Consider the following 23,232-nt stretch of genomic DNA (forward strand, 5'->3'; position numbering starts at 1 on the left):
GCCGACCTGCAGCAGCGGCTTGCCGCGAGGCGATCAGCCGTGACGCGGAAGTGCTTCCACAATGAGGCTGAACACCCCGAATTTGCGCTGGGGCATTGGGGCACCCATGAAGTCGAGAGGCGCGCCGACGGCAGCCCTGTCCTCAAGCCTTGGCGTGAGGACAAGGACCCAAGTCCCATCGGGCTTGATCAACTCTCGGCAGAAGTGGACGCCCTTCGCGTCCTTCGCCCTTCATTCCGGGAAAGCTGGCTGAAAGATGGACCCAAGGCGCCCTCAAGCCGCCGAGGCGACGCGCGGTTTGTCGAGGTGCCGTGGGACGAGGCATTCGAGATCGTCGCCAGCGAACTCCAGCGCGTCATCGACGATCGCGGAAACGATGGGATTTTCGGCGGTTCGTATGGCTGGGGAAGTGCTGGTCGCTTCCATCACGCACAGAGTCAGATCCACCGTTTTTTGAATGCGATCGGAGGCTATGTTCGGTCCGTCGATTCATACAGCTTCGGAGCTGGCTCGGTCATAATGCCGCGCATCGTTGCTCCCATGGAGCATCTGCTGGATCGGCATACGGACTGGAACATTCTTTCCGACCACACACAGCTTTTCGTAGCCTTTGGCGGCCTGCCCTTGCGAAACACGCAAATGACGGCTGGCGGGCCGGCGCGTCACCGAGTGCGCGACGCACTGCTAAAAATGGTCTCTCGAGGCACCAGGTTCATAAACGTCAGTCCGCTTCGACAGGATATCGACGTGGAATCGGAATGGCTGCCGATCCGGCCGAACACAGATGTTGCCCTCATGCTTGCGCTCGGGCACGTCCTCCTGTCGGAGGACCTTCACGACCGCGAATTCCTGAACTGCTACTGCGTCGGATCCACGGAAGTCGAGGCCTACCTTACCGGGAAGAAGGACGGGATTGCAAAAACTCCCGAATGGGCTGAAGCCATCACCGGGGTCCCGCGACATCGTATCTCGGCGCTGGCACGTGATATGGCCCGCGCCAGAACAATGATCAACGCCTCCTGGTCGCTGCAACGCCAGAGCCATGGCGAACAGACCTATTGGGCGCTGGTCACCTTGGCTTCCCTTCTTGGCCAGATCGGCAAACCGGGGGGCGGTTTTGGCATCGGCTATGGCACGATGAATTCGATCGGCTCGGCCGAACAGCGTTTGTCCGGTCCACGCCTGCCGCAAGGGAGAAACCCCGTAAAGGCATTCGTTCCGGTGGCGCGTGTGGCTGATATGCTGCTCAAGCCCGGAGACGTGTTCACATATAACGGCGGCAGCCACACTTACCCCAAGATAGATCTGATCTACTGGGCCGGCGGAAATCCATTTCACCACCACCAGGATCTCAACCGGTTTGTGACCGCCTGGCAAAGACCAGAGACGGTCATTGTTCATGAGCAGTTCTGGACGAGCACGGCCAAAGCCGCCGACGTCGTTTTGCCGGCAAGCACGGGACTTGAACGCAACGACCTCGGCTTCGCATCCCGCGAAGGCCAACTGATCGCAATGCGCAAGTTGCGCGATCCTCTGGGACAAGCGAAGAGCGACTACGAGATTTTTGCCGGAATCGCCCGCGCGATGGGAGCTGGAGATCGGTTCACCGACGGTCGAACTGCTGAGGAATGGCTGGGGCACATGTACGAAGCCTTCCGGCAGACGCACACCGACCTGCCGCCATTCGACGAATTCTGGCGTCGTGGACGGATCGAATTTCCCATCGCTGAAGATGCAACGATCATGCTTGGTGATTTTCGAGCCGATCCGACCGCATCTCCCCTGGATACGCCCTCGGGCCGGATTGAGCTTTACTCTGAAACGATAGCGGGATTTGGTTATGCAGACTGCCGTGGCCAAGCCACGTGGCTTGAACCGGTAGAGTGGCTGGGATCGCCTCTCGCGTCGCGGTTCCCGCTGCATCTGCTTACCCAGGAACCTCGCCGCCGGCTGCACAGTCAACTCGACCACGCACCCTTTAGCAAAGCGGGAAAGATCCACGGGCGCGAGCCGATCCTGATGCATCCGGACGACGCAGACCGCCGGAGGATAAAAAATGGTGATGTCGTCCGCGTCTGGAACGACCGTGGCGCTTGCCTGGCGGGCGCTAAATTGACCAGCGATCTGCTCCCCGGGGTGGTCGTCATGGCGACCGGTGCGTGGTTTGATCCTGAGTCATGGAGCTCAGACAATCCCCTTGAGAAACATGGAAATCCCAATGTTCTCACCCTCGACAGTGGTTCGTCGAGCATGACCCAAGCCACCGTTGCGCAGTCCTGCCTGGTGGAGATTGAACCGTATTGGGGGGTTCTCCCGCAGATCACGGCATTCGACGTTCCTTTGATCAAAAAAAGAAGAAAAAATAAGTTTGCAAGACGAGCGCAAGGTTGATGACGTTGCAAGGTCTCAGGCGAGAACATCGCTCGGCGCCGGCGCTTCTTTCGGCTTGAGGCAAATCTCGCTCCAGTTCGGGATCAGCTATCCAGCACCATCGCAAAATAGGGGCCGATAATGGCTTTGGAGACATTTTCAGAGGGTTGCCTCGAACTGAACGTCGCGGGCATCGCTCGACTGACGCTCAAGCGTCCCCTTGTGCGCAACGCCATTTCCGAACGAATGTGGTCGGGGTTGATTGAGGCCTGTCGACGGATAGAGGGCGTTCCCGAAATCCGTGTGCTGATCATTTCTGGTGAAGGCAATCACTTCTGCGCGGGGGCAGACATTTCGGAGTTCTCCAGGGTCTACTCCTCAAGTGAGAGTGCGGAAGCCTACAATGATCTCTACCGCCAAGCCAAAATCGCCATCAAGAATCTGTCAGTACCTGTTATTGCTGAGGTCAGAGGCGCCTGCATGGGGTGCAGGTCTCGGGCTTTCATTGTCGGCGGATATGCGTTTCGCCGATGAAACCGCGCAGATCGCAGTGACCGCTTCCAAGCTGGGCTAGCCTATTCGCCCGACGACTCCGCTCGCCTTATCGCGACGATCGGTCTTGCGCGATCAAAGGATATGCTCTTCTCGGCTAGGACCATTGAGGCAACTGAGGCTTCGGCCTGGGGTCTGGTCGATCGCGTCGTCCCCGGCAAACAGCTGTCGGCCGCCATGAATTCCTATGCGACCGAGCTCGCGGAGCGGTCGCCGGCCTCGCTTGCGGCAACGAAGAAGATTACAGACTCTTTGGTCTCTCCGGACCTGAAGCTGTGCGGCAAGCTGCAACCTTTTTATGACCAGCTTTTCTCGGGCGAAGACATCGTTGAGGGTCGGTCGGCATTTCTCGAAAAGTGGCCGCCACGCTTCCGGAGGCGTTTGCTGTGCGGCATGCCGATAGAAATGTCGGTGTGTCGGTGGCCCCTGAGCCTCAAGGGTGAAGGGAGACCATGCACGCTCGGGACGTTAGGCAATACACCTCGGTGAAATTGGTGCGTCTTCCAGAGGTGCCGTGCGCCTGATAGCTCACGACAAGATTTCAGGTGCCGCTGGTGTCGGGTTGGAGGAATTGAAGATCACTGGACGGTAGCGGTCCAAGGATCCATTTCCGCTCGCGCCGGCAGTGAGATATCGGGCGTGATCAACCAGCGCGGCAACGACGTCCTCCCGCAGCTGAGGGTCGGCTATCGCTCTTTCCGGTTCGTGCTGGAAGGAGCGCTGGGAGAGATTTTCGCAGCTGGCGACTTGGTCCGCACATCGGATCCCTGTGTCGTGCTGACGGGGTGCCGCCGTTCCGAACTGGTCGGTTCTGAACTGGCCGCAGCTTGCCAAAAAAATACCCATTAGACAGTTGAATTAACCGGCTGGTCGTGTAAACATACTCGTGCGTCTAAAAGCGGTAAACGCTGTTGGGAACGAATTCGTACATGGCCACAAGTGGTGCCCCAATGACATCTGGCGTCGCGGCGTCGGAGAAGAGGTGCGGAGATCGAGATTTCGTGGTCTTCGACCACGTTCAGAAGAGCTTTGATGGGACATCCCTGGTCGTCAAAGATCTCAATCTGGCGGTCTCAAAGGGCGAGTTCCTGACCATGCTCGGTCCATCCGGGTCTGGCAAGACGACGTGCCTGATGATGCTGGCCGGTTTCGAGACCGCGACGTCCGGGCAAATTCGCCTCTCGGGCCGCAACATCAATCTTGTCCCTCCGCACAAGCGCGGCATCGGCATGGTGTTCCAGAGCTATGCCCTCTTTCCGCACATGACCGTCGGGGAGAACCTTTCGTTCCCTCTTGAAGTGCGGGGAATGGCTCGAAGCGATCGCGAGGCCAAGATCAAGCGGGCACTTGAAATGGTGCAGTTGGGAGAGTTCGCCAACCGGCGCCCGGCCCAGCTGTCCGGCGGTCAACAGCAGCGCATCGCGCTTGCTCGCGCTCTGGTCTTCGATCCCCAACTCGTTCTTATGGACGAGCCTCTGGGCGCCTTGGACAAGCATCTGCGCGAGCACATGCAGTTCGAGATCCGGAGGATGCATGAATCTCTCGGCATCACCGTTGTTTACGTCACCCATGACCAAGGCGAGGCGTTGACCATGTCCGACCGGGTGGCGGTGTTCAACAACGGTCGCATCCAGCAATTGGCCTCTCCGGCCGATATCTATGAGAACCCGACCAACAGTTTTGTCGCGCAGTTCATCGGCGCCAACAACAAACTCGCGGGAACCGTGGAGGCGCTGGAGAAGGACCGCGCGCTTGTTCGGCTGACCACTGGTGAACTGATTGACGCCACCGCGGTGAACGTCACCACGAAAGGTCAGGCGACGCTGGTATCCATTCGGCCCGAGCGCGTCGAATTCAAGCCCGAAATGATGCCAGCCGGCGCCCATACGATCGATGCCGACGTGCTCGAAGTCATCTACATGGGCGACATATTGCGAGGGCGGCTGCGCGTTGCCGGCAGCGATGACTTCGTCATCAAGATGCGTAACACATTGGGGCAAACCAAATTGTCGCCCGGCGAGCGGATTCGGATCGGATGGCATCCGCATGACGCCAGGGCACTGGACCCCCTCTAGATCTTTCGAAAGCTGGCTTGTCGAAAGGTGAACTGCCGCAGAAGCCTGACGTCAATAGACAACTAAAGGGGAGAACAACTTGAGAAACGTCTTACTCGCAACATGCGCCTTTCTGGCAATAACGGCTGCCGCGAGAGCAGAGGTGGTCGTGATGTCCACGGGGGGTGACTACAGCGCCGGACAGGTCGAAGCCTTCAACCGGCCGTTTTCCAAGGAAACTGGCATCCCGAGCAGCATGGTGGATTCGGACAATCCCGCGGGCTTCATCAAGTCGATGGTCGAAGCAGGCAACGTTACGGTTGACGTGGCCGAAGTAGAGACGCCGGACGCCATCCGCGGATGCGACGAGGGCCTGCTGGAGCGCATCGATCCGGCTATCCTGCATGCTGCGCCAGATGGCACGTCGGCGAAGAACGATTTTCTGCCGGGCTCCGTGCTGGATTGTGCCGTGGCAACGGTGGTCTACTCGTTCGTCTATGCGTACGACACCAGCAAGTTCCCCCAGGGACCGACTTCCGTGGCGGATTTCTTTGATTTGAAGAAATTTCCCGGCAAGCGCGCTTTCAGGAAGCAGCCCAAGTTCGCCCTCGAGACCGCGTTGATGGCTGATGGCGTCCCTGCCTCAGAGGTCTACAAGACGCTGTCAACCCCCGAAGGCGTCGATCGAGCATTTACCAAACTTGGAACCATCAAGAACCAGGTCGTCTGGTACCAGGCCAATGCCGAAGCCGCCCGTCTGCTGGCGGATGGCGAGGTCGTCATGACCAACGGGCCGGCGAACCGGTTTTTCAACGCGTCCGTCGTCGAGGGCAAGCCGTTCAAGACAGTCTGGGATGGCCAGATCTACGACTTCGCCATGTTCGTCGTCCCGAAGGGGGCTCCGCACCTCAAGGATGCGATGAAATATATGGCCTTCGCTACCGACACCACGCGCCTCGCCGGCATCGCGACCGTGCTGCCGTTCGGACCTGCGCGCAAGTCGTCGGTCCCGTTGGTCCACATGTTCAAGGACGGCAAAACCGACCTTCGTCCCCACATGCCGACAAACCCGGAAAACCTGAAGACCGCTCTGGCGGTGTCCACTGAGTTCTGGGTAGACCATGAGGCGGAACTGACGGAGCGCTTCAACTCCTGGCTCGCCTCCAATTAAAATGAGGCATAACCGCGTGAACGGCTGAGCAGGTTCAGTCGTTCACCGGCGTGCCGGCGAGGAATGCCAAATGACGGTCTCTTTCATTGAGCTCACAACGGCCGATGGCCGGCCGCTGGGCAAGGCGCTGGCTTCTGCCCAGCGCCTTGCCCGGCGCCGGGCGTTCCTTCTTGTCCTCCCGCTGCTGCTGTTCGTCGTGATTACTTTTGTGGTCCCGATAGGCGAGATACTTTTCCGCTCTGTTTATAGCGATGACTTCTCGAAAAACGCCCCGCATCTCGTCGAGTGGTTCGGTGCTAATCCGTCCAAAGTGGCGCCTGACGAAAGTGCCTATGCCGCACTGGGTGCTGATCTCGACCTGATGCGGAGGAATCGGACGGCCGGGGAAGCAGGCGCTCGCATCAACTATATCGTACCGGGATCCCGCTCTCTATTCACGGCATCCGCGCGCAACTCAGCGGACCTCAAGCCGCCCTACAAGGAAACCCTGGTGGCAGCCGACCCGCGGTGGCAGGATCCAGGCCTGTGGCAGGCCATGCGCACGGCGGCCAATCCCTACACGCTTGATTTTTATATCATAGCGCTGGACCGCCAGCGCGACTCCGCCGGCAATGTCATTCAGTTGCCCGAGAACCGCCGGATCTACGTCGCGCTTTTCGTCAAGACGTTCGCTTTGTCAGCGTTGATAACCGTCCTGTGCGTCTTGCTGGCATTTCCAGTGGCTCATCTGCTTGCCACTCTTCCGCCCGCCAAGGGCAATCTATTGATGATTCTGGTTCTGTTACCGTTCTGGACCTCGCTGCTCGTCAGGACGTCCTGTTGGATTGTGCTGCTGCAGAACCAAGGCGTGATCAACGACGTGCTCGTGAGTTCCGGCATCATCGACACCGCGCAGCGCCTGTCGCTCATCTACAACCGGACGGGCACGATTATCGTCATGACGCATGTCCTCCTCCCGTTCGTGGTGCTACCACTTTACTCGGTGATGAAGATGATCAACCCATCCTATGTCCGGGCAGCACGAAGCCTCGGCGCATCGAGCTGGCTAGCGTTCCGGCGGATCTATCTGCCGCAGACATTGCCCGGTATCGCTGCCGGGTCCTTGCTCGTTTTCATCTTGGCCGTCGGCTACTATATCACGCCGGCGCTGGTCGGGGGCGCCGACGGGCAGCTCATCTCAAACATGATCCAGTATCACCTTGGCGCGTCCAATTGGTCCCTCGCCGCGGCGCTCGCCTTTATGCTGCTTGTCGCGATCATGATCCTCTACTGGATACACGATCGGCTCGTCGGCATCGATAAGTTGAGAATGGGCTAGGATCAACTGGGATGGATATCGGAGCAACGAGATGAGCCTTCCCGCTTATGCCGACCCGCTTGAGCGGGTCTGGTATTACACCTACCGAACGATCTGCGTTTTGATTTTCATCTTCCTGGTCGCGCCGATTATTATGGTCATCCCGTTGAGTTTCAACGCGCAACCTTATTTTTCCTTTACCCGCCAGATGCTTACGCTCGATCCAGCCGGTTATTCGCTACGCTGGTACGACCTCCTTTTGAAATTCGGCATGAATCAACCCGATGCGCCGTGGAGCATGAGCGCGTTAGCGGACATGTGGTCGAATTCGACGTGGGTGAATGCGGCCAGGAACTCGATCATTATCGGCTTCTGGTCGACCCTTCTCGCCACCGTGCTGGGAGCGCTGGCCGCGCTGGGACTTGCCCGCAGCGAGATGCCCTGCCGAAAGCTTATCATGGGCATTTTGCTGTCTCCCATGATCATACCGATTGTCATCATTGCCACGGGTCTCTTCTTCTTCTATTCCAATCCCTGCAGCATAATCGGCTTTCAGTGCGGACGTCTCACGGCGACCTACACCGGCATCGTGCTCGCTCACGCCACCTTAGGCATGCCGTACGTGGTTATTACCGTCACCGCGACGCTGGTCGGCTTCGATGCCTCACTTTCGCGCGCCGCCGCCAGCCTTGGCGCATCCCCTATCTGGGCTTTCAGAAAGGTGACCCTTCCGCTCATCCTGCCGGGCGTAGTCGCAGGGGCGCTGTTCGCGTTCGCGACCTCGTTTGACGAGGTAGTGACCGTATTGTTTGTGGGTGGCCCTCAGCAGGTCACCATTCCTAAACAGATGTGGAGTGGACTGCGCGAGCAGGTCAGCCCAGCAATCCTGGCAGCGGCGACGATCCTCGTCATGGTCTCGGTCGCATTCCTGGTGACCGTCGAGTTCGTGCGCCGTCGCTCGGAAAGACTGCGTGGTCTCTCGCCGCAGTAGACAGCGCCGGCGGAGTATGGCGCCGCAGCCTTCGCTCAGCAGAGCCGCCAGCCGCCACGTGCCATCTGCTGGTGCCAGCAGCCCCGTTGCCCGCGCGTCCAAATCGACCGCATGGAAGTGCGGCTCCCTTCCTGCCAAGCGATCCTACGCTGGCCTTCAGTTTGCGCTGAATGGTGATGATCCAGCCGAACGTGGGGCGGAACAGGACCTGTCCCGCAGTTTGCGGCTTTGAACCTAAAGACCGGCTCCGGCCGGTAAATGCCGGCCGATTGCGCGAGGTCCTACTGGAAAACCGCGAGCGGCGCGCCGAGCAAGGTGAGGTCGGGTTCGGCGCCGAGTCCCGGCAGATCGGGTGGTGGAAGCATGCCATTGACCGTCCGGGCGCCTCTGCCCGGCGCAGGATCAACGGTCACATAATCCTGGCAGGACCACGCTCCAATGAACCGATTGCCGGGGATTGTCTGGGCAAAATGGGCGCCCACTGTGTCATTGATGACAGTGCCTGCCATGCACATGATGAACAGATTGATGTCGTACGCCATGCACAGGTCGCGGATTGCGCGGGCACGGGTAAGTCCGCCGACACGCGCCAGCTTGATGCTCACGAGTTCGCAGCTCTTGTCTGAGAGGGACCGGACGAAGTCGCGTAGTTCAACCATGCACTCGTCGAGGGAGATTGGTTGCCGCGTGCGAGAGCGGACCTCCAGGCATTGTTCGTAGGTCGCGCATGGCTGTTCGAAGGTCGTATCCAGATCGCCGACTGCATTCATTACACGGATCGCCTGATAGGGACTCCAGCCGCCGTTGGCGTCGAAGATGAAGATTTCCCCCGGCTGCCTGCATTCGGTGAAGCGCTTTACGGTTTCGATGTCCTGCTCGACCCCATTCCCCACCTTGAGGGAAAAAGCTTTGACGCCTGCCTTTCGTTTTTGCTCGAGCTCCTCGAGCATGACGTCAAAGGTGTTTATGTGGATTGACGCGAGCCGGGGGACCGGATTGTTTTCCTTGCCGCCGAGCAACTCGTAAATTGGGCGGCCGGCCGCCTTCCCCATGATGTCCCAGATGGCAAAATCGACTGCCGCCTTCGCGTAGATGTGCCCGCTCAGTAGTGTGTCCATGTAGCGCATCAAGACGTCGGGTCGCAGCGGATCCTGCCCAATCAGATGGGGCGCCATCTCAGCGAGAGCAGCGCGCACTCCGCCTGGGAAGGCGGGCAGGTAGGTGGAACCCCACGGGCATACCTCGCCCCAGCCCGAAAGTCCTTCGGTGGTATCTATTTTGATGAAAGTCGACTGGAAGCCGTCGAAGGTCCGCCCCCGGGACAGAACCTGCGGCGTCTGCAAGGGAAGCTCCAAGCCATAGATTGAAATTGCCGATATTTTCATGGATTATCTCCCCCAGTATAACCAGAATCTGAAGCGTATGTGAATTCGACCGAGGGTTCAACATGTTTCGTCCTTTCCTGGCCGGAGGGCGCCGGAACGAGCCCCAGACCTAGATCGTCATGAACCGAAGACTGGAGCGGCAGAAGGCGAGGGACCCTCGGGGCATGGCGCTATGTTAGCGGTCGCTGATCGGCGGATATGGGGCGATCAGATTCAAACGGCTGCGACGGCGCGGTCTTGAGGGCCGAATGGGATTGCCCGTGCCCGGCAGCGGCACAGCTTGTTCACAGTAGCGCGGCTGAAACCACTTGCTTTTTCGGCTGATGACGGTAGAGAGTTCTAACTGGTATAATTGCAAACTGTCGGGTACAATAAGGCTGGTTAGCGCGCGGCCGTGGCGCGAAACCAATTTGCGGACCTGGCCGCCGAAACGAATGGGCTCAACAACGTGAAAAAAGATTATTGGAAATCTGAAACGGTCTACGAAGCTCTGAAGGAGGTGGCGGATCGCCAACCCGAACACGTAGCGCTGGTCTACAATGATCAATCCGAGACCTTTGGCAAATTGATCGAGCAGATCGACAAAGTCGCTGCGCATTTGCTGTCGATTGGCATCGAGAAAGGGCAATCGGTTGCAGTCTTCGCGCAAAACCGGCCGCAGTTTGTCCACTGCTACATCGCCTGCGCCAAGATAGGTGCCGTATTCGTTCCGCTCAATTTCAATCTGACGGCCGAAGAAGCGAAGTACATAATCGGCCATAGCGAGGCCAAGGTACTTTTCCGGGACGAGATGGTTGCCGATCTTTCGGCCCTCGACCTTCCGTCAGGGCTGGTCAGGCCGATCGACGAACTCGCGAACGTGTCGGCAACGCCTTCTCCCGCCGACGTCGGGCGGCGCGATCCCGACGATGACCTTATAATCACTTATACGTCAGGCTCGACCGGCACGCCGAAGGCCGTGGTGCTCAGCCATACGAACCAGCTGAACGCGGCCGCCGCGTTCGTCGAGCTTTGGGGCCTGACGCCCGCCGATACGACTGCCGTAGGCTCGCCGTTCGGCTTTTTGCTCGGGCTCTCGACCGTGACGACGATATCGCTGCTTGCCGGCGCAAAGGTCGTCATTCACCGTCGGTTCCATCCCGGAGAGATGCTCGACGCTTTTGTCGAGCATGGGGTCACGATATACAATGGCGTCCCCACAATGTTCTCGATGATGCTGGAGTTCGCAGAACAACAGTCGGTGACCTACGACCTCTCCTTCATGAGGGCCATGATTTCGTCGGGGTCGCCGCTGCTGGACGAATTGCGGCTTAGATTCGCGCGCAAGTTCGGCGTTGAGATCCAGAACTATTTCGGCATGACGGAGTGCTATCCATTGTTCGGCCGCTTTTCATCCGACACCAAAGACGCGCCAAAGGGCGCTGCCGGCAGACTGGCGCCGGGCGCGCAGGTCAAATTCGTCGATGAAGGCGGAAACGAATGCGCGGTCGGCGGGCAGGGCGAACTGCTGGCGAGGGCAGCGTCGGTCGTCAAGCGCTATCACAAGAACCCCGAGCTGACAGCTGAGGCGTTCAGCGACGGCTGGTTCAAGACCGGCGACATCGGTTATCGCGACGCCGATGGGTATTACTATATCACCGGCCGGTCGAAGGATTTGATCAAGCGGGGCGGCGCGAATGTAGCCCCCCTAGAAATCGAAGGCGTTCTTGCCCGCCATCCCGAAGTCGCCGGCGCAGCCGTGGTCGGGGTGCCGGATCCCAAGTTTGCCGAGATCCCCGTCGCATTCGTGGTGAGGCAGCCGAAATCGGCGCTGACGGAGGCAGCTCTGCTGTCTCACGCGTCCGAATTTCTGGCTAGGTACAAGCTTCCGGCGCAAATCTTCTTCGAGGAAGAACTGCCGCTTGGCAGGACCGGCAAGGTCGACAAAAGCGCCCTTCGAAAGAAATGGGAAGAAATGACCACCTCCGTCCCTGGTGTGTGAAGACGTCCCCGTTTTCCCCGTTCGCGAAAGGAAGGCCGATGCCTGTAAACTTCAATGTCGACGGTTTTATCGGAACCGTCTTGATCGACCGGCAAAATCGCCTGAACGCGCTGGATCTTGACGCTTTCCACACCATCGAGAAGGCAGTCGAGACTGCCAACAGCGACAAAAGCATTCGCGGTCTGATTTTTATGGCGGCGGGAGACCGAGCGTTCAGTGCCGGCGCCGACATCAACGACCTGACCGGTCTTGGTCCCGAAGAGGCATCCAAGCGCGCGACCTACAGGCGCTTTGTCCTGCAGGGTCTGTCGGAGGCAAAAGTGCCGTCGGTCGCAGTTGTCGACGGCCTGGCGATGGGGGGCGGAGTGGAACTGGCGATGGCCTGCACATTCCGGCTTGCGACCGAACGTGCGACGTTTTCTTTTCCAGAGATCAAGCTGGGGCTGCTTCCGGGCGCCGGCGCCACGCAACGGCTCCCTCGCTTGGTGGGTACGCCACGCGCGCTGGAAATGATGCTGACCGCTCGGCCGGTGACGGCCGAGGAAGCTGTTCGCATCGGCTTGATCGACAGGATAGTGAGGGATCCAGTCGCCGAACCCAGAGCCTTCGTCGAGCAATGGATCCCGTTTAGCCGGTCGGCGATAGCCGGGATCATGGCCGCCGCCCGCCACGCGGAACTCCCGATCAGGGAAGGTCTGGTCAAGGAAGGCGAAGAGCTTGCCCTGCTAAACATGTCCCCCGACGGCCTGGAGGGCGTCGCCGCGTTCCTTGAGAAGCGGCCGGCGGTGTTCAACCGCGACTAGATCGCGGCTGGTGTCGTTCCAACAACTTTCGTTTTCGGCCGATCGGCTGTTTGCGCCGTGAGGCAGAAATCCATTTGTAGAAGCGAAGAAGGCAGAACCATGCGAGAGTACTCGATTGCCGCAATCCCAGCGGACGGCATAGGACCCGAGGTCATATCGGCAGGCATCAGAGTTCTTGAAAGCCTCCAGAAGCGCCTCGGCGACGTCAAATTCAACATCGAAACATTCGATTGGGGGTCGGACTACTACAAGAAGAACGGCATCATGATGCCCGATGACGGACTCGAGCGCCTCAAGCGTTTCGACGCAATCTATTTCGGCGCCGTCGGAGCACCCGACGTGCCTGATCACATAACGCTGTGGGGCCTGCGTCTGCGTATCTGCCAAAGCTTCGATCAGTACGCCAACGTCCGCCCCACCAAGATCCTTCGCGGGATTAATTCGCCGCTGCGCGACGTAGGGCCGGGAGATCTCGACTGGGTGATCGTGCGGGAAAACTCCGAGGGTGAATACTCCGGCCAGGGCGGCCGGTCACATAGAAACCGTCCTGAAGAGGTTGCCACGGAGGTATCGATTTTCACCCGGGCCGCCGTCACACGCATCATGCGATACGCGTTCACGCTGGCGCGGTCGCGGCCACGGAAGTTCCTTACGGTCGTCACCAAGTCAAATGCACAGCGGCATGGCATGGTCCTTTGGGACGAGATAGCCGCTGAGGTGGCCGTCGAGTACCCTGACGTCAAGTGGGACAAGATGCTGGTCGATGCAATGACCGTGCGAATGACCCTGAACCCCCGAAGCCTCGACACGATCGTCGCCACCAATCTTCATGCCGACATCCTATCCGACCTGGCTGGGGCGCTCGCAGGCAGCATCGGCGTCGCGCCCACAGCCAACATCGATCCTGAGCGCCGGTATCCGTCAATGTTCGAGCCCATCCACGGGTCGGCCTTCGATATTGCCGGCACGGGCAAGGCAAATCCGGTTGCCACCTTCTGGACAGCGGCGCAGATGCTGGAATACCTGGGCGAGCAGGATGCGGCGGCTCGCCTCATGCATGCTGTCGAGCTCGTGACAGCTGCGGGGATCCTCACTCCCGATGTGGGCGGGACCGCCTCCACCCAGGAAGTGACGGATGCCGTCATCGACGCGATCACTGGGTCGAACAGGTGACCTGCCGTGTTGCTGGTTGTGCCTGGGCCCGGCTTCTCACGGCGCCGAACGCCTCGGCCTCTCGTCGAGGCCCGATGGCGCTGCAGTTTGCATATCGAACTGGCTAGACAAATCCTTAGACTTGTGCGTATGTTTGCGGCTTGTTGATGAGGTTGGGTGTGGCGGGGCCTGATCCAGGCTCATCACAGGTGCTCGAGACGCTGAAGGGTGTGCTATTCCCAGCGGCGGCCGACCTCCGCGATGAAGACACCGCGTGGTCGGGGCATCCGATTGCCGGGCGGCGCGGTACGCCACCGCAGGGCCAAGTATGCCCTCGACGGGATGTTCTGCGGGAAGCTCGCGCCGCGTTGAGCGCGGGATGAGTGACGATGCAGGGCGGGTCGCCTATGGGTACCTGGTTCATGCTGTACGGAAGGAAGTTGATATGAACGGCAAGCGTGTCGTCGTTGTAGGAGCAAGCGCGCTCGGCTGCGAGTTTGCATTGCTTGCGCGCGCTGCGGGCTTTGAGGTCACGCTGATCGACGAACACCCCCAGGCTATAAAGAACATGTCGTTCGATGCGCCCTATTATTATGGCTCGGGGTTGCCGGCTGCTCTCGCGGACGACAGCGCCAACTTCGACAATGTCCTGGCGTCCAACGATCTTCTTCTCGAGTGTGTCGATGCCGAGATCGACGTAAAGGTCGCCACCATAGCCTGGGCAATCTTCCGCAACGGCCCCAATGCCCAGAACGTCGGGAGCGCAAAGGTCGCTGTCGTCTCAACGGAGGGCAATGATATGATCGAGTACGACCATCTCATTCTTGCGACAGGGTCCCGCGATTTTGTCCCTTCGTTTGCTGGCTGGGACCTGCCTGGCATATTCGGCGGCAAGGCAGGAACGAAACTCCTGAGTGCCTATCAAACCTTCGAGGCGACCAGGACGGTGGTTCTGGGCTCGAGCCCACTTGCCGTCGACTTTGCCCGTCAGGCTCGGTCCCGGGGCGTCGATGTGGTCGGCCTCGTCGAGCCTACCGCAACGTTCCAGTCGAGCCGCGATGATGCGGCGTGGCTGGAGTCCCAAGGGATCGGGGTCTTCTACGAAACCATTATCGCGCGCGCCCTGGGAAGCAGTTCGGTCGTCGGTGCCTACCTGGTTTCGACGAGCCCGGAATCGCTCGAAGTCGAAGTCAAGTGCGATTCCATATGCGTAGCGATCGCAGTTTTGCCAAACATCGAGTTGGCCGCCGCAGCCGGGTGCGATCTGACTTTCTCAGATGACCAGGGAACCTGGGTTCCATCGGTTACGGAGGGGCTGGAAACGAGCCTTGCCGACATCTATTGGCTTTCGAAGTTCAACAATCAGGATGGACAGATCCAGACCATCCTTGAGGCGATAAGCGACGCGCCCGTCGATCGGGCAGCAACCGCCCGCAATGTCGAAACACCGCAGCACCACGCCGCGGAATACATCACCACGTGGGTGTCCAAGCTGAACGAACTCGGCGACAACGACGTGATCATTTGCCAGTGTGAAGGTGTGACGCGATCCGAGTTTCTCACCCTTCAGCCTCCGCGCTATCTGAAATCATCGCTGCGAAGTCCCAAATCGCTCGTTCGCCAGGGCGAGAACGGCGCCACCATCAACCAGGATCAACTGAAACGATTGACCCGCGTCGGTATGGGCCACTGCCAGGGCAAGCGTTGCCGCGATGAGGCGGTATTCCTGTTGAACCAGCGCTTCGGTGTGGCTTTGAAAGCGGTGAAGCCAGCCACGTATCGCTTCCCCGTCCGGCCGGTGGATATGTCCCTGATCGTCGCCGATGACGAAACGGAAGATCTGCGTGAAAACTGGCCCTATTGGGTCCATTCGGGGCAATAATGCGATCGATGAGCAGGAGGCCATGGAGCTTCATCAATGAGCAAATTTGACACGATTATCGTCGGCGCTGGACTGTTGGGGCTCTCCATAGCGTATCGAATGCAGCAGACCGGCGCGCGTGTTGTCGTGTTGGACAAAGGATCCATCGCGTACGAGGCCTCCTCCAGGGCCATGGGGTTCCTAAGCTTGCGCGGCGAGACACCCGCCGAGTCGCGGCTTGCGCAGATGGCCGAACAGATTTGGCCGACGCTTGACGACGAATTGGGTTACCCCACGGAGTGGACGCAGAAGGGCCGTATCTGGGTCGCCTTCTCGGATAAAGAGCTGGTCGCTCTCAAGACCAAGTATGCAAGCTTTCAGAAGACCAACATCGACTTCAGGTTCGTCGACGGCGCGCAATGTCGCGACCTGGTGCCGATCGTTTCAAAGGAAGCGGTCGCTGCCATCTACACACCCCGATCAGGCCATGCCAATCCACAGCGGGCGTCGCAAGCGTTTGCTTGGGCATTTGAAGATCTCGGCGGTGTCATCCTTCAGGACACGCCAGTTTATTCCCTTCTCGAGGAGGCGGGCAGGATCACGGGCGTGCAGACTTCGGCAGGCGTGATGCATGCCGATCGGGTCATCCTGTGCGCGGGCGGCTACAATGCCAACCTGATGGAGAAGCTTGGCATTGTGTATCCGGTTGCGCCGGTGCGGGTGGAGTCCTTGGTGACCACGCCGCTTCCTCCGATGTTCGACCTGTGTTTCGTCGGCAGGGGCATATCCATCCGACAGACCAAGCGCGGAAATTTCCACATCCAGGGTGGACCCTATGAATGGGTCGACCTCGAGGCGGACCGCGAGCCGGCCAAACCGATTACCCCCATTATCCGGAATATCGCCAGGCGCGCCGTCGAGGCGTTTCCGATGCTGGGTGGGGCCCAGATGTTGCGGACCTGGGGTGGTATCGTCGACGTGACACCCGATCAAATGGTCCTCATCCACAAGTTCGACAGCCCTTCGGGGCTGCTGGCCGCGAGTGGTGGAGGCCACGGCTTTGGGATGGCGCCCGCGATCGGCGTTGTCTTGACCGAGTTGGCGCTGACAGGGGAGACCAACGCTCCCATCGAGGCGCTGACGCTCGATCGTTTCGCAGGTCTCGCATCCGGTTGGCGTCAAGCCCGCGGTTGGCAGGCAGGCAACTACAACACCTAACTCGCCGGCTGGCCGGGTCGCGAACCGCCAATGATGCGTGATAGGGCATGAAAGCGGACAGCAGAACCTGTTTGTAAGCGGCACGCGTGCCGCTCCGGCCTTATGGACCACCGTGCTCGGCTTAGTCCGGGTTCCTTGAACTTAAACAATAGGTCATCCGCTACATGAACCGAGTTGCCGACAAACTGAACCAGGACATGAGCAACCCCTTGGACGCCTTTGAAAACCTCTTTGCCGTTGTCCGCGAGCGGTACGCATGCCGTGCGTACAAGAGCATGCCGGTTCCAATGAGGGACATCTGTCAGGTACTTGAAGTTGCTCGCACGGCGCCGTCGGACTGCAACACCCAGCCGTGCAGTCTCTTCATCGTGAGCGGACCGGCCCTCGAAGCCCTCCGCGACGAAATGTTTGCGGCCGCCTCCAGCGGAGCCGAGCGGTCTTCCGACGTCCCACCGATCGCCACGTACACCGGGGTATATCAGGAACGCCGGCGCGAATGCGGCTGGGGATTGTACAATGCCGTTGGAATCGAACGCGGAGACCGTGCGGCATCAGGCCGTCAGGCTCTGGAGAATTTCAGGTTCTTCGGTGCGCCTCATCTGGCCGTGGTGACGGTCCATGAGGACCTTGCCGAGCGGGGCCTTTTCGACACCGGCATATATCTTGGGCACTTTCTAATTGCAGCCCGCGCGCTGGGCATCGCAACCGTGCCGCAGGGCGCGATCGCGCATTACGCCAGCATCATCCGCAAGCACGTTCCGATCGCCAAGGAGCTTCGGATTGTGTGCGGCGTATCCTTTGGGTACGAGGACGAGGCGCATATGGCAAACAGCTTCCGCACGACGCGCGAGCCGATCTCCCACACGGTCGCTTTTGTGAGCTGAGGCGCCTGCTATCGTCTTGACGGCATGGATAACGACGGTCGTGAGGCCCACCGGTATTTGCTTCACTTGCCGCCTAGGGCAGGCGGCCAAGCGTGTTGGTGTGCTCTGCAACTTTTTTCGGCGACTTTGACGAACCACATGGCGCGGTCGTGTGCCCTCCGCGTAGTCCGCCGCACCGGTCCGGGACTGCCAAATTGACATGGCAAACCAGCTGGTATAATGCGCATTCTTGCTGGTATTATTTAGTGCTGGTGCATGCGCGGATATGACCGACTGGTGTGCTTGGCCAAACCATGATCAACCCTCGGCCAGGCACGAAAAAGGTGTTGGAATGGACGCCAAGAACCCAAAGCCATTCGGCCCTGGCCCGAACGCTCTTTTTTTCGACGACATTCACGTCGGGCAAGAATGGTTGACGCCGCGTCGCACGACCACGGAAACCGACATTGTGATGTTTGCCGCTTTGACCGGCGACTACAACCCAGTTCACACCGATGAAATTTATGCTAGCGCCACGCCCTTCAGCGGCCGCATTCTGCATGGGCCAGCCGTTTTCGCCATTGCGACGGGCCTCGAGTTTCGCTTGGGTCTGAAGGAGGGCACGGCGATCGCCTTTTTGGGCATGACCTGGGACCTGAAGACACCGGTCAGGATCGGCGACACCATCCACGTCTACCAGCGCGTCGAGAGCGTTCGCCCTACCTCCAATCCGTCTCGCGGTATCGTCAACTTTTGGGTCGAAGTTCGAAACCAAAGAGACGAGATCTGCCAGCAGGGCGTGTGGAAGGTGATGTTTCACCGCCGGCCCTGACCTGCCCGCTCCTAAAGCCGCAGAATTGACGCTCTGACCTGCGCGGAATGTCACCGGCTGCCGACGCTACGGGGGCGGTTCCATGCGAGCGGCCAGGATGCCCATCAGATTCGTTCTTTGGCAAACTGGTGGTCGCTGCATGGGGATAGTGAGGGCGCTCGTTGTGTCGGACACTGCCACGAGTGGGGACTCTTTGCACTTCAGGTCGGAAATAGCTGCGCAACCTCCGATCTCACTGAATGGCGCAATTGTCGCCAGCACTGGCGTCAATTGATCAGGTATTGAGGAGGCTGCTTGGCCTAGCTGGGAAGTGGCTCGCGTGTCGCCATGCCGATTTTGGACTTCTGGTTTTCGTCATCAACAGGCCTGCACGGAGGGTAAAAAGGCGTTCGGTTCAGCCTGACGTCGCTGCACCGTGCGCTGGTACGACAATCGAGAACAGGTCGAATTGGTCTGCGTTAGCAAACGAGCATTGGCTGCCCCTGTTTAAGGGCAGCCAATGCGACGAATGAGGGAGGGTTGGCGCTGGCACGGCATCGCCGCTACTGGATAGTCCAGCCGGCGTCGATGACGAGCGAGTGACCCGCCATGTAGCTCGCATATGGTGACGCGGCGAACATGATCGCGTTCGCAATGTCGGCCGGCACGCCTTTCTTGCCTGCTGGGACACGTTTTAGCGCGTCAGGATTGACACCAACACCTCGCGCCATGTTGGGAGCGTCATCCCCCAGGATGCGGGCGGAATGCGTACGCATGTCGGTCTGGATCATCCCTGGGCAAACAGCGTTGATGCCAATGCCCTTTGACGTGAATTCGACCGCCATCTGGCGCGTGAGACCAATGACGCCGAATTTCGACGTCGTGTAGGCAAGGCCATCGGCACCGCCAATGATGCCTCCGACGGAGGCGACATTGACGATGCGCCCTTCACCGCGCGCGACCATGTCCTTGAGGACCGCTCGGCAGAAGAAGAAAGTGCCGCGCAAATTGGTGTTGATCACCTTTTCCCACAGGGCATTGGTGGTTTCGAGGCAGCCCGCAAAGCCGTCAAAGATAGAGGCATTGTTCACGAGCACGTCGATACGACCATGCTTGGAGATCACGGCCGCGGTAACTTCATCGACCGATTCCTCCTGTTGAACATCGGTCTTCAGAAAATCAACCTTGATGCCCTCACCCGCAAGAGACGTAACGACATCTTGGCCTTGGTCTTCGAGGTAGCCAGCAATCGTAACGTTTGCGCCCGCACGTGCGAAAGCCTCAACCGTTGCTCTCCCAATGCCGGTTTCGCCGCCCGTAATGACGACTACTTTTCCCTTAAAGTCGAACATAATTACTTCCTTCTGATAGTGGCATTCCCGCCGGGTGGAGGGCATGCATTCCTGAACGCCAAAAAGGACTGGACACTGATGCGGAAGCCCTTCCGGGCCACTGCAACGATCGCCGCCTCATACTCATCCGTATATTACAGTACTCACTGGATTGTGCAACTGCCTTGATGCATCGATGGCGTCAGAGGGCGCAAAAATTGCGGGTGATGAGCACCGGCGAAACCTGGCACTGATGGCAAGCCGTCACACCCACATTGGGTCCGCAGGCAACTCGCCTCTTTACAAACATACTCATAATAATGTTAATTATACCCATTGGTAGCTTTCGAGCGAACCGCCGAGGCCGCCGGCCGGTGGTTTTTCTGGCGAACAAAAACAGCCGACTTGGCAGCGACAGCCTGGTCGCGGCAACCGAACAGCAGGTGAAACATGAAAACTGAATTGGCAAAGCAGCTCGGTATCGACCTTCCAATTTTTGCCTTCTCGCACTGCCGCGACGTCGTGGCCGAAGTCACCAAGGCTGGCGGCATGGGCTCGCTTGGGGCAGCCTGGATGACGCCGGAAGAGCTCGAAATGTCGATTGACTGGATCGAACAGCGCGTGGAGGGCAGGCCGTTTTCCGTCGATCTCGTGTTTCCCGGCACCGGAGGCGATGAGGAAAAGAGCCCGCAAGAGTATCTCAAGCTGATCCCGAAGAGCCACCTGGCCTTCGTCAAAAACATGCTCGATGACGCCGGCATAGCGGACATCGCGGAAGATGACCGAAATGCATACATGGTTGAATACGCTCAAAAAATGTCGATGACGAACAAGAAGAGCCGCGAGCAGCTCGACGTTGTTCTCAGCAGGAAATCTGTCAAACTCGTCGTCGGCGCGCTCGGCGTGACGCCGGAGTGGGTTGTGAAGGAAGCACACGCGCATGGCGTGAAGGTTGGCGCACTGGTCGGCAGCGCCAAACACGCCGCTAAGCAACGCGATGTCGGCGTTGACGTATTGGTCGCACAGGGAACCGAGGCTGGTGGCAGCGTTGGATCCATCGCTTCCATGGTGCTGTGGCCACAGACCGTGGAAGCAGCAAAAGGCATTCCCGTCCTCGCCGCCGGTGGGGTTACCCGCGGCTCCCATATCCTTGCCGCGCTCGCTCTTGGCTGCCAGGGCGTGTGGATGGGTTCCCTTTGGCTGGGCACGGCAGAAAGCGATCTGAGCGTCGAAATGCGCGAAAAGCTCTTCGCCGCGGCTTCCGAAGATGCCCGAATTGCAAAAGTGATGACGGGAAAGCAGGGACGCATGCTGTACACCAAGTATGTCGAGGAGTGGCAGCGGCCTGGAGCGCCCCAACCGCTTAACTGGCCGATGCAATCGATCCTGAATGGCTATCCTTACAAGCGGGCCGAACGCGGCCGTAACCTCGACTACTGGACATACTCGGTCGGTCAGGCTGTCGGAGACATGACCGGTCCAACAACCGTCAAGGGTGAGATCGAGCGTATGCTCAACGAGTATGTTGAAGCTCTGGACAGCCTTCAGAACGTGACTTCCTTCTGAGCCAGTGGACTGCCGAAAATGCCGGGGACACTAAGGGCGGCTGCCAGCCGCTGCGACCTGGCACTGGCATGAGCGCGAAGACTGAAAAGACAACAGCGGATGAGCGAATGACCGTTGAACGCGAAAGCATGGAATATGACGTCGTCATCGTCGGCGCCGGACCTGCGGGATTGTCCGCGGCCATCCGTCTCAAGCAGCTTGATCCGGGCCTGTCGGTTGTGGTGTTGGAGAAAGGCTCGGAGGTCGGCGCGCATATCCTTTCGGGCGCGGTTCTTGATTGCGGCGGGCTTGATTCCCTTATTCCTGACTGGCGTGAACGTGGGGCTCCGATCTCAGTCGAGGTGAAGCAGGATAACTTCTATATTCTGGGGCCAAAGGGCCAGCTGCGCATCCCAAACTGGCCGATGCCGCCCCTGATGAACAATCATGGCAACTACATTGTATCGATGGCGAATGTCTGTCGCTGGATGGCCGCACAGGCCGAGGCCCTGGGTGTCGAGATATTCACCGGCATGGCAGCCTCCGAGCTGGTGTTTGAAGGCGACCGCGTGAAAGGGGTCGTTGCGGGCGAATTCGGCAGGGATCCGGCGATAGGGGAACCTGGTCCGGCTTACGAGCCGGGACTGGAGCTTCACGGCAAATATGTCTTCCTGGGTGAAGGGGTCCGTGGCTCGCTCTCCAAACAGGTTATTGAAAAATATTGCCTCTCCGACGGCCACTGCCCGCAGAAATATGGCCTCGGCATGAAGGAGATATGGGAGATTGATCCTGCCAAGCACCGCCTGGGAACCGTCACCCATACGATGGGATGGCCGCTGGGATCCAATGCTGGCGGCGGTTCGTTCATCTATCACCTGGAAAACAACCAGGTCTATGTCGGGTTCGTCGTGCACCTGAACTACAAGAATCCCTTTCTCTATCCTTACATGGAATTCCAGCGCTTCAAGCATCACCCGATGGTCGCCGATCTGCTCGAGGGCGGCAAGCGCGTCGCCTATGGCGCCCGCGCCATTTCCGAGGGCGGCTGGCAGTCAATTCCGAAGCTGGTTGCGCCAGGCGTTGCGTTGCTGGGCTGCTCCGCTGGAATGGTCAACGTGCCCCGCATCAAAGGGAATCACAACGCGATGCTATCGGGCAAGGCGGCAGCCGAAGCTGCCCATGCAGCCATTCGCAGCGGCCGACAAGGCGACGAACTTGCAGCCTACGAGACCGAGGTCAGGAACGGTGCCATCGGCAAGGATCTCAGAAAGGTCCGGAACGTCAAACCATTATGGTCCAAGTTTGGGCTTGTCGCCTCGCTCATTGGCGGCGGCCTCGACATGTGGGCCAATACGTTCGGCCTTTCTGTGTTTGGCACGCTCCGCCACGGCAAAACCGATGCCGAATCCACCGGACTGGCAAAGGATCATAAGGCCATTGACTACCCCAGGCCGGATGGCCGGATAAGCTTCGATCGGCTGACCAATGTCGCGTTCTCGTTCACCAATCATGACGAGGCACAGCCTGCGCACTTGAAGCTGAAAGACCCCTCGCTTCCGATCGCAATCAACCTGCCGAAATTTGCGGAGCCCGCGCAACGTTATTGCCCCGCAGGCGTCTACGAAGTCATCTCTGAGGAAGGCAAAGGCCCGCGCTTTGTCATGAACTTCCAGAACTGCGTCCACTGCAAGACGTGTGACATCAAGGATCCGCTACAGAACATCAACTGGACCACGCCCCAGGGCGGAGGTGGGCCGAACTACCCGAATATGTAGCGTTCGCACGCAGCGTCGTGCCAGCGGTTTCGCCGCCGTCCGGCGGCAGCATCACCTATTTTGGAGATATCA

At 59.3% G+C, this 23,232-nt stretch carries 17 protein-coding genes and 1 pseudogene; 16 read left to right on the forward strand and 2 right to left on the reverse strand.

What is annotated here, in order from left to right; genetic code table 11:
• Window positions 1-39 precede the first annotated feature (39 nt).
• The 7 genes and pseudogenes from ACWGS8_RS30895 to ACWGS8_RS30925 all read left to right on the forward strand — a co-directional run bounded on the left by ACWGS8_RS30895 (window position 40) and on the right by ACWGS8_RS30925 (window position 8,435).
• The gene (locus ACWGS8_RS30895) at window positions 40-2,391 is read left to right on the forward strand and encodes a molybdopterin-dependent oxidoreductase (protein WP_454584489.1); all 2,352 of its coding nucleotides are present in this window, start codon (window positions 40-42) and stop codon (window positions 2,389-2,391) included.
• Window positions 2,392-2,511: 120 nt separating this feature from the next.
• A pseudogene (locus ACWGS8_RS30900) lies at window positions 2,512-3,411 on the forward strand (enoyl-CoA hydratase/isomerase family protein).
• Window positions 3,412-3,561: 150 nt separating this feature from the next.
• The gene (locus ACWGS8_RS30905) at window positions 3,562-3,771 is read left to right on the forward strand and encodes a hypothetical protein (RefSeq protein ID WP_454584490.1); all 210 of its coding nucleotides are present in this window, start codon (window positions 3,562-3,564) and stop codon (window positions 3,769-3,771) included.
• Window positions 3,772-3,923: 152 nt separating this feature from the next.
• Complete coding sequence (locus ACWGS8_RS30910) at window positions 3,924-4,997, forward strand: ABC transporter ATP-binding protein (protein ID WP_454584491.1); 1,074 nt, start codon at window positions 3,924-3,926, stop codon at window positions 4,995-4,997.
• A gap of 151 nt (window positions 4,998-5,148) precedes the next feature.
• The gene (locus ACWGS8_RS30915; protein WP_454584560.1) at window positions 5,149-6,147 is read left to right on the forward strand and encodes an ABC transporter substrate-binding protein; all 999 of its coding nucleotides are present in this window, start codon (window positions 5,149-5,151) and stop codon (window positions 6,145-6,147) included.
• A 70-nt stretch (window positions 6,148-6,217) separates the two neighbouring features.
• Window positions 6,218-7,465: an ABC transporter permease gene (locus tag ACWGS8_RS30920; RefSeq protein ID WP_454584492.1), complete on the forward strand. Its 1,248-nt coding sequence runs from the start codon at window positions 6,218-6,220 to the stop codon at window positions 7,463-7,465.
• A 31-nt stretch (window positions 7,466-7,496) separates the two neighbouring features.
• Window positions 7,497-8,435 carry an ABC transporter permease gene (locus ACWGS8_RS30925; RefSeq protein ID WP_454584493.1) on the forward strand — a complete coding sequence of 313 codons (939 nt, stop codon included), beginning with the start codon at window positions 7,497-7,499 and terminating at the stop codon, window positions 8,433-8,435.
• 281 nt (window positions 8,436-8,716) lie between these two features.
• On the opposite strand, the gene ACWGS8_RS30930 is transcribed toward ACWGS8_RS30925, so the two are convergent.
• Window positions 8,717-9,820: a mandelate racemase/muconate lactonizing enzyme family protein gene (locus tag ACWGS8_RS30930; RefSeq protein ID WP_454584494.1), complete on the reverse strand. Its 1,104-nt coding sequence runs from the start codon at window positions 9,818-9,820 to the stop codon at window positions 8,717-8,719.
• Between the two features lie 394 nt (window positions 9,821-10,214).
• Here ACWGS8_RS30930 and ACWGS8_RS30935 point away from each other — a divergent pair, with 394 nt between their 5' ends.
• The 7 genes from ACWGS8_RS30935 to ACWGS8_RS30965 all read left to right on the forward strand — a co-directional run bounded on the left by ACWGS8_RS30935 (window position 10,215) and on the right by ACWGS8_RS30965 (window position 18,530).
• Complete coding sequence (locus tag ACWGS8_RS30935; RefSeq protein WP_454584495.1) at window positions 10,215-11,801, forward strand: class I adenylate-forming enzyme family protein; 1,587 nt, start codon at window positions 10,215-10,217, stop codon at window positions 11,799-11,801.
• Window positions 11,802-11,839: 38 nt separating this feature from the next.
• Window positions 11,840-12,604 (forward strand): enoyl-CoA hydratase/isomerase family protein, encoded by a 765-nt coding sequence (locus ACWGS8_RS30940; protein WP_454584496.1) that lies wholly within the window; start codon window positions 11,840-11,842, stop codon window positions 12,602-12,604.
• Window positions 12,605-12,703: 99 nt separating this feature from the next.
• Complete coding sequence (locus ACWGS8_RS30945) at window positions 12,704-13,777, forward strand: tartrate dehydrogenase (protein ID WP_454584497.1); 1,074 nt, start codon at window positions 12,704-12,706, stop codon at window positions 13,775-13,777.
• A 358-nt stretch (window positions 13,778-14,135) separates the two neighbouring features.
• Entirely contained in the window at window positions 14,136-15,638 is a 1,503-nt protein-coding gene (locus ACWGS8_RS30950; protein WP_454584498.1) for an FAD-dependent oxidoreductase, read from the forward strand.
• 36 nt (window positions 15,639-15,674) lie between these two features.
• The gene (locus ACWGS8_RS30955; RefSeq protein ID WP_454584499.1) at window positions 15,675-16,835 is read left to right on the forward strand and encodes an NAD(P)/FAD-dependent oxidoreductase; all 1,161 of its coding nucleotides are present in this window, start codon (window positions 15,675-15,677) and stop codon (window positions 16,833-16,835) included.
• A 164-nt stretch (window positions 16,836-16,999) separates the two neighbouring features.
• Window positions 17,000-17,719, forward strand: a complete 720-nt coding sequence (locus ACWGS8_RS30960) for a nitroreductase (protein ID WP_454584500.1) — start codon at window positions 17,000-17,002, stop codon at window positions 17,717-17,719.
• Window positions 17,720-18,050: 331 nt separating this feature from the next.
• The gene (locus ACWGS8_RS30965; protein ID WP_454584501.1) at window positions 18,051-18,530 is read left to right on the forward strand and encodes a MaoC/PaaZ C-terminal domain-containing protein; all 480 of its coding nucleotides are present in this window, start codon (window positions 18,051-18,053) and stop codon (window positions 18,528-18,530) included.
• A gap of 542 nt (window positions 18,531-19,072) precedes the next feature.
• Here the strand turns inward: ACWGS8_RS30965 and ACWGS8_RS30970 are convergent.
• Window positions 19,073-19,861, reverse strand: a complete 789-nt coding sequence (locus ACWGS8_RS30970; protein ID WP_454584502.1) for an SDR family NAD(P)-dependent oxidoreductase — start codon at window positions 19,859-19,861, stop codon at window positions 19,073-19,075.
• 429 nt (window positions 19,862-20,290) lie between these two features.
• Here ACWGS8_RS30970 and ACWGS8_RS30975 point away from each other — a divergent pair, with 429 nt between their 5' ends.
• Together ACWGS8_RS30975 and ACWGS8_RS30980 are read left to right on the forward strand one after the other, a co-directional pair.
• A complete protein-coding gene (locus tag ACWGS8_RS30975) occupies window positions 20,291-21,406 on the forward strand; it encodes a nitronate monooxygenase (protein WP_454584503.1) in 1,116 nt (371 codons plus the stop codon).
• Window positions 21,407-21,513: 107 nt separating this feature from the next.
• Entirely contained in the window at window positions 21,514-23,160 is a 1,647-nt protein-coding gene (locus ACWGS8_RS30980) for an electron transfer flavoprotein-ubiquinone oxidoreductase (RefSeq protein WP_454584504.1), read from the forward strand.
• The last annotated feature ends 72 nt before the right edge of the window (window positions 23,161-23,232 follow it).

The sequence above is a fragment of the Mesorhizobium sp. 43Arga genome, from assembly GCF_053714255.1.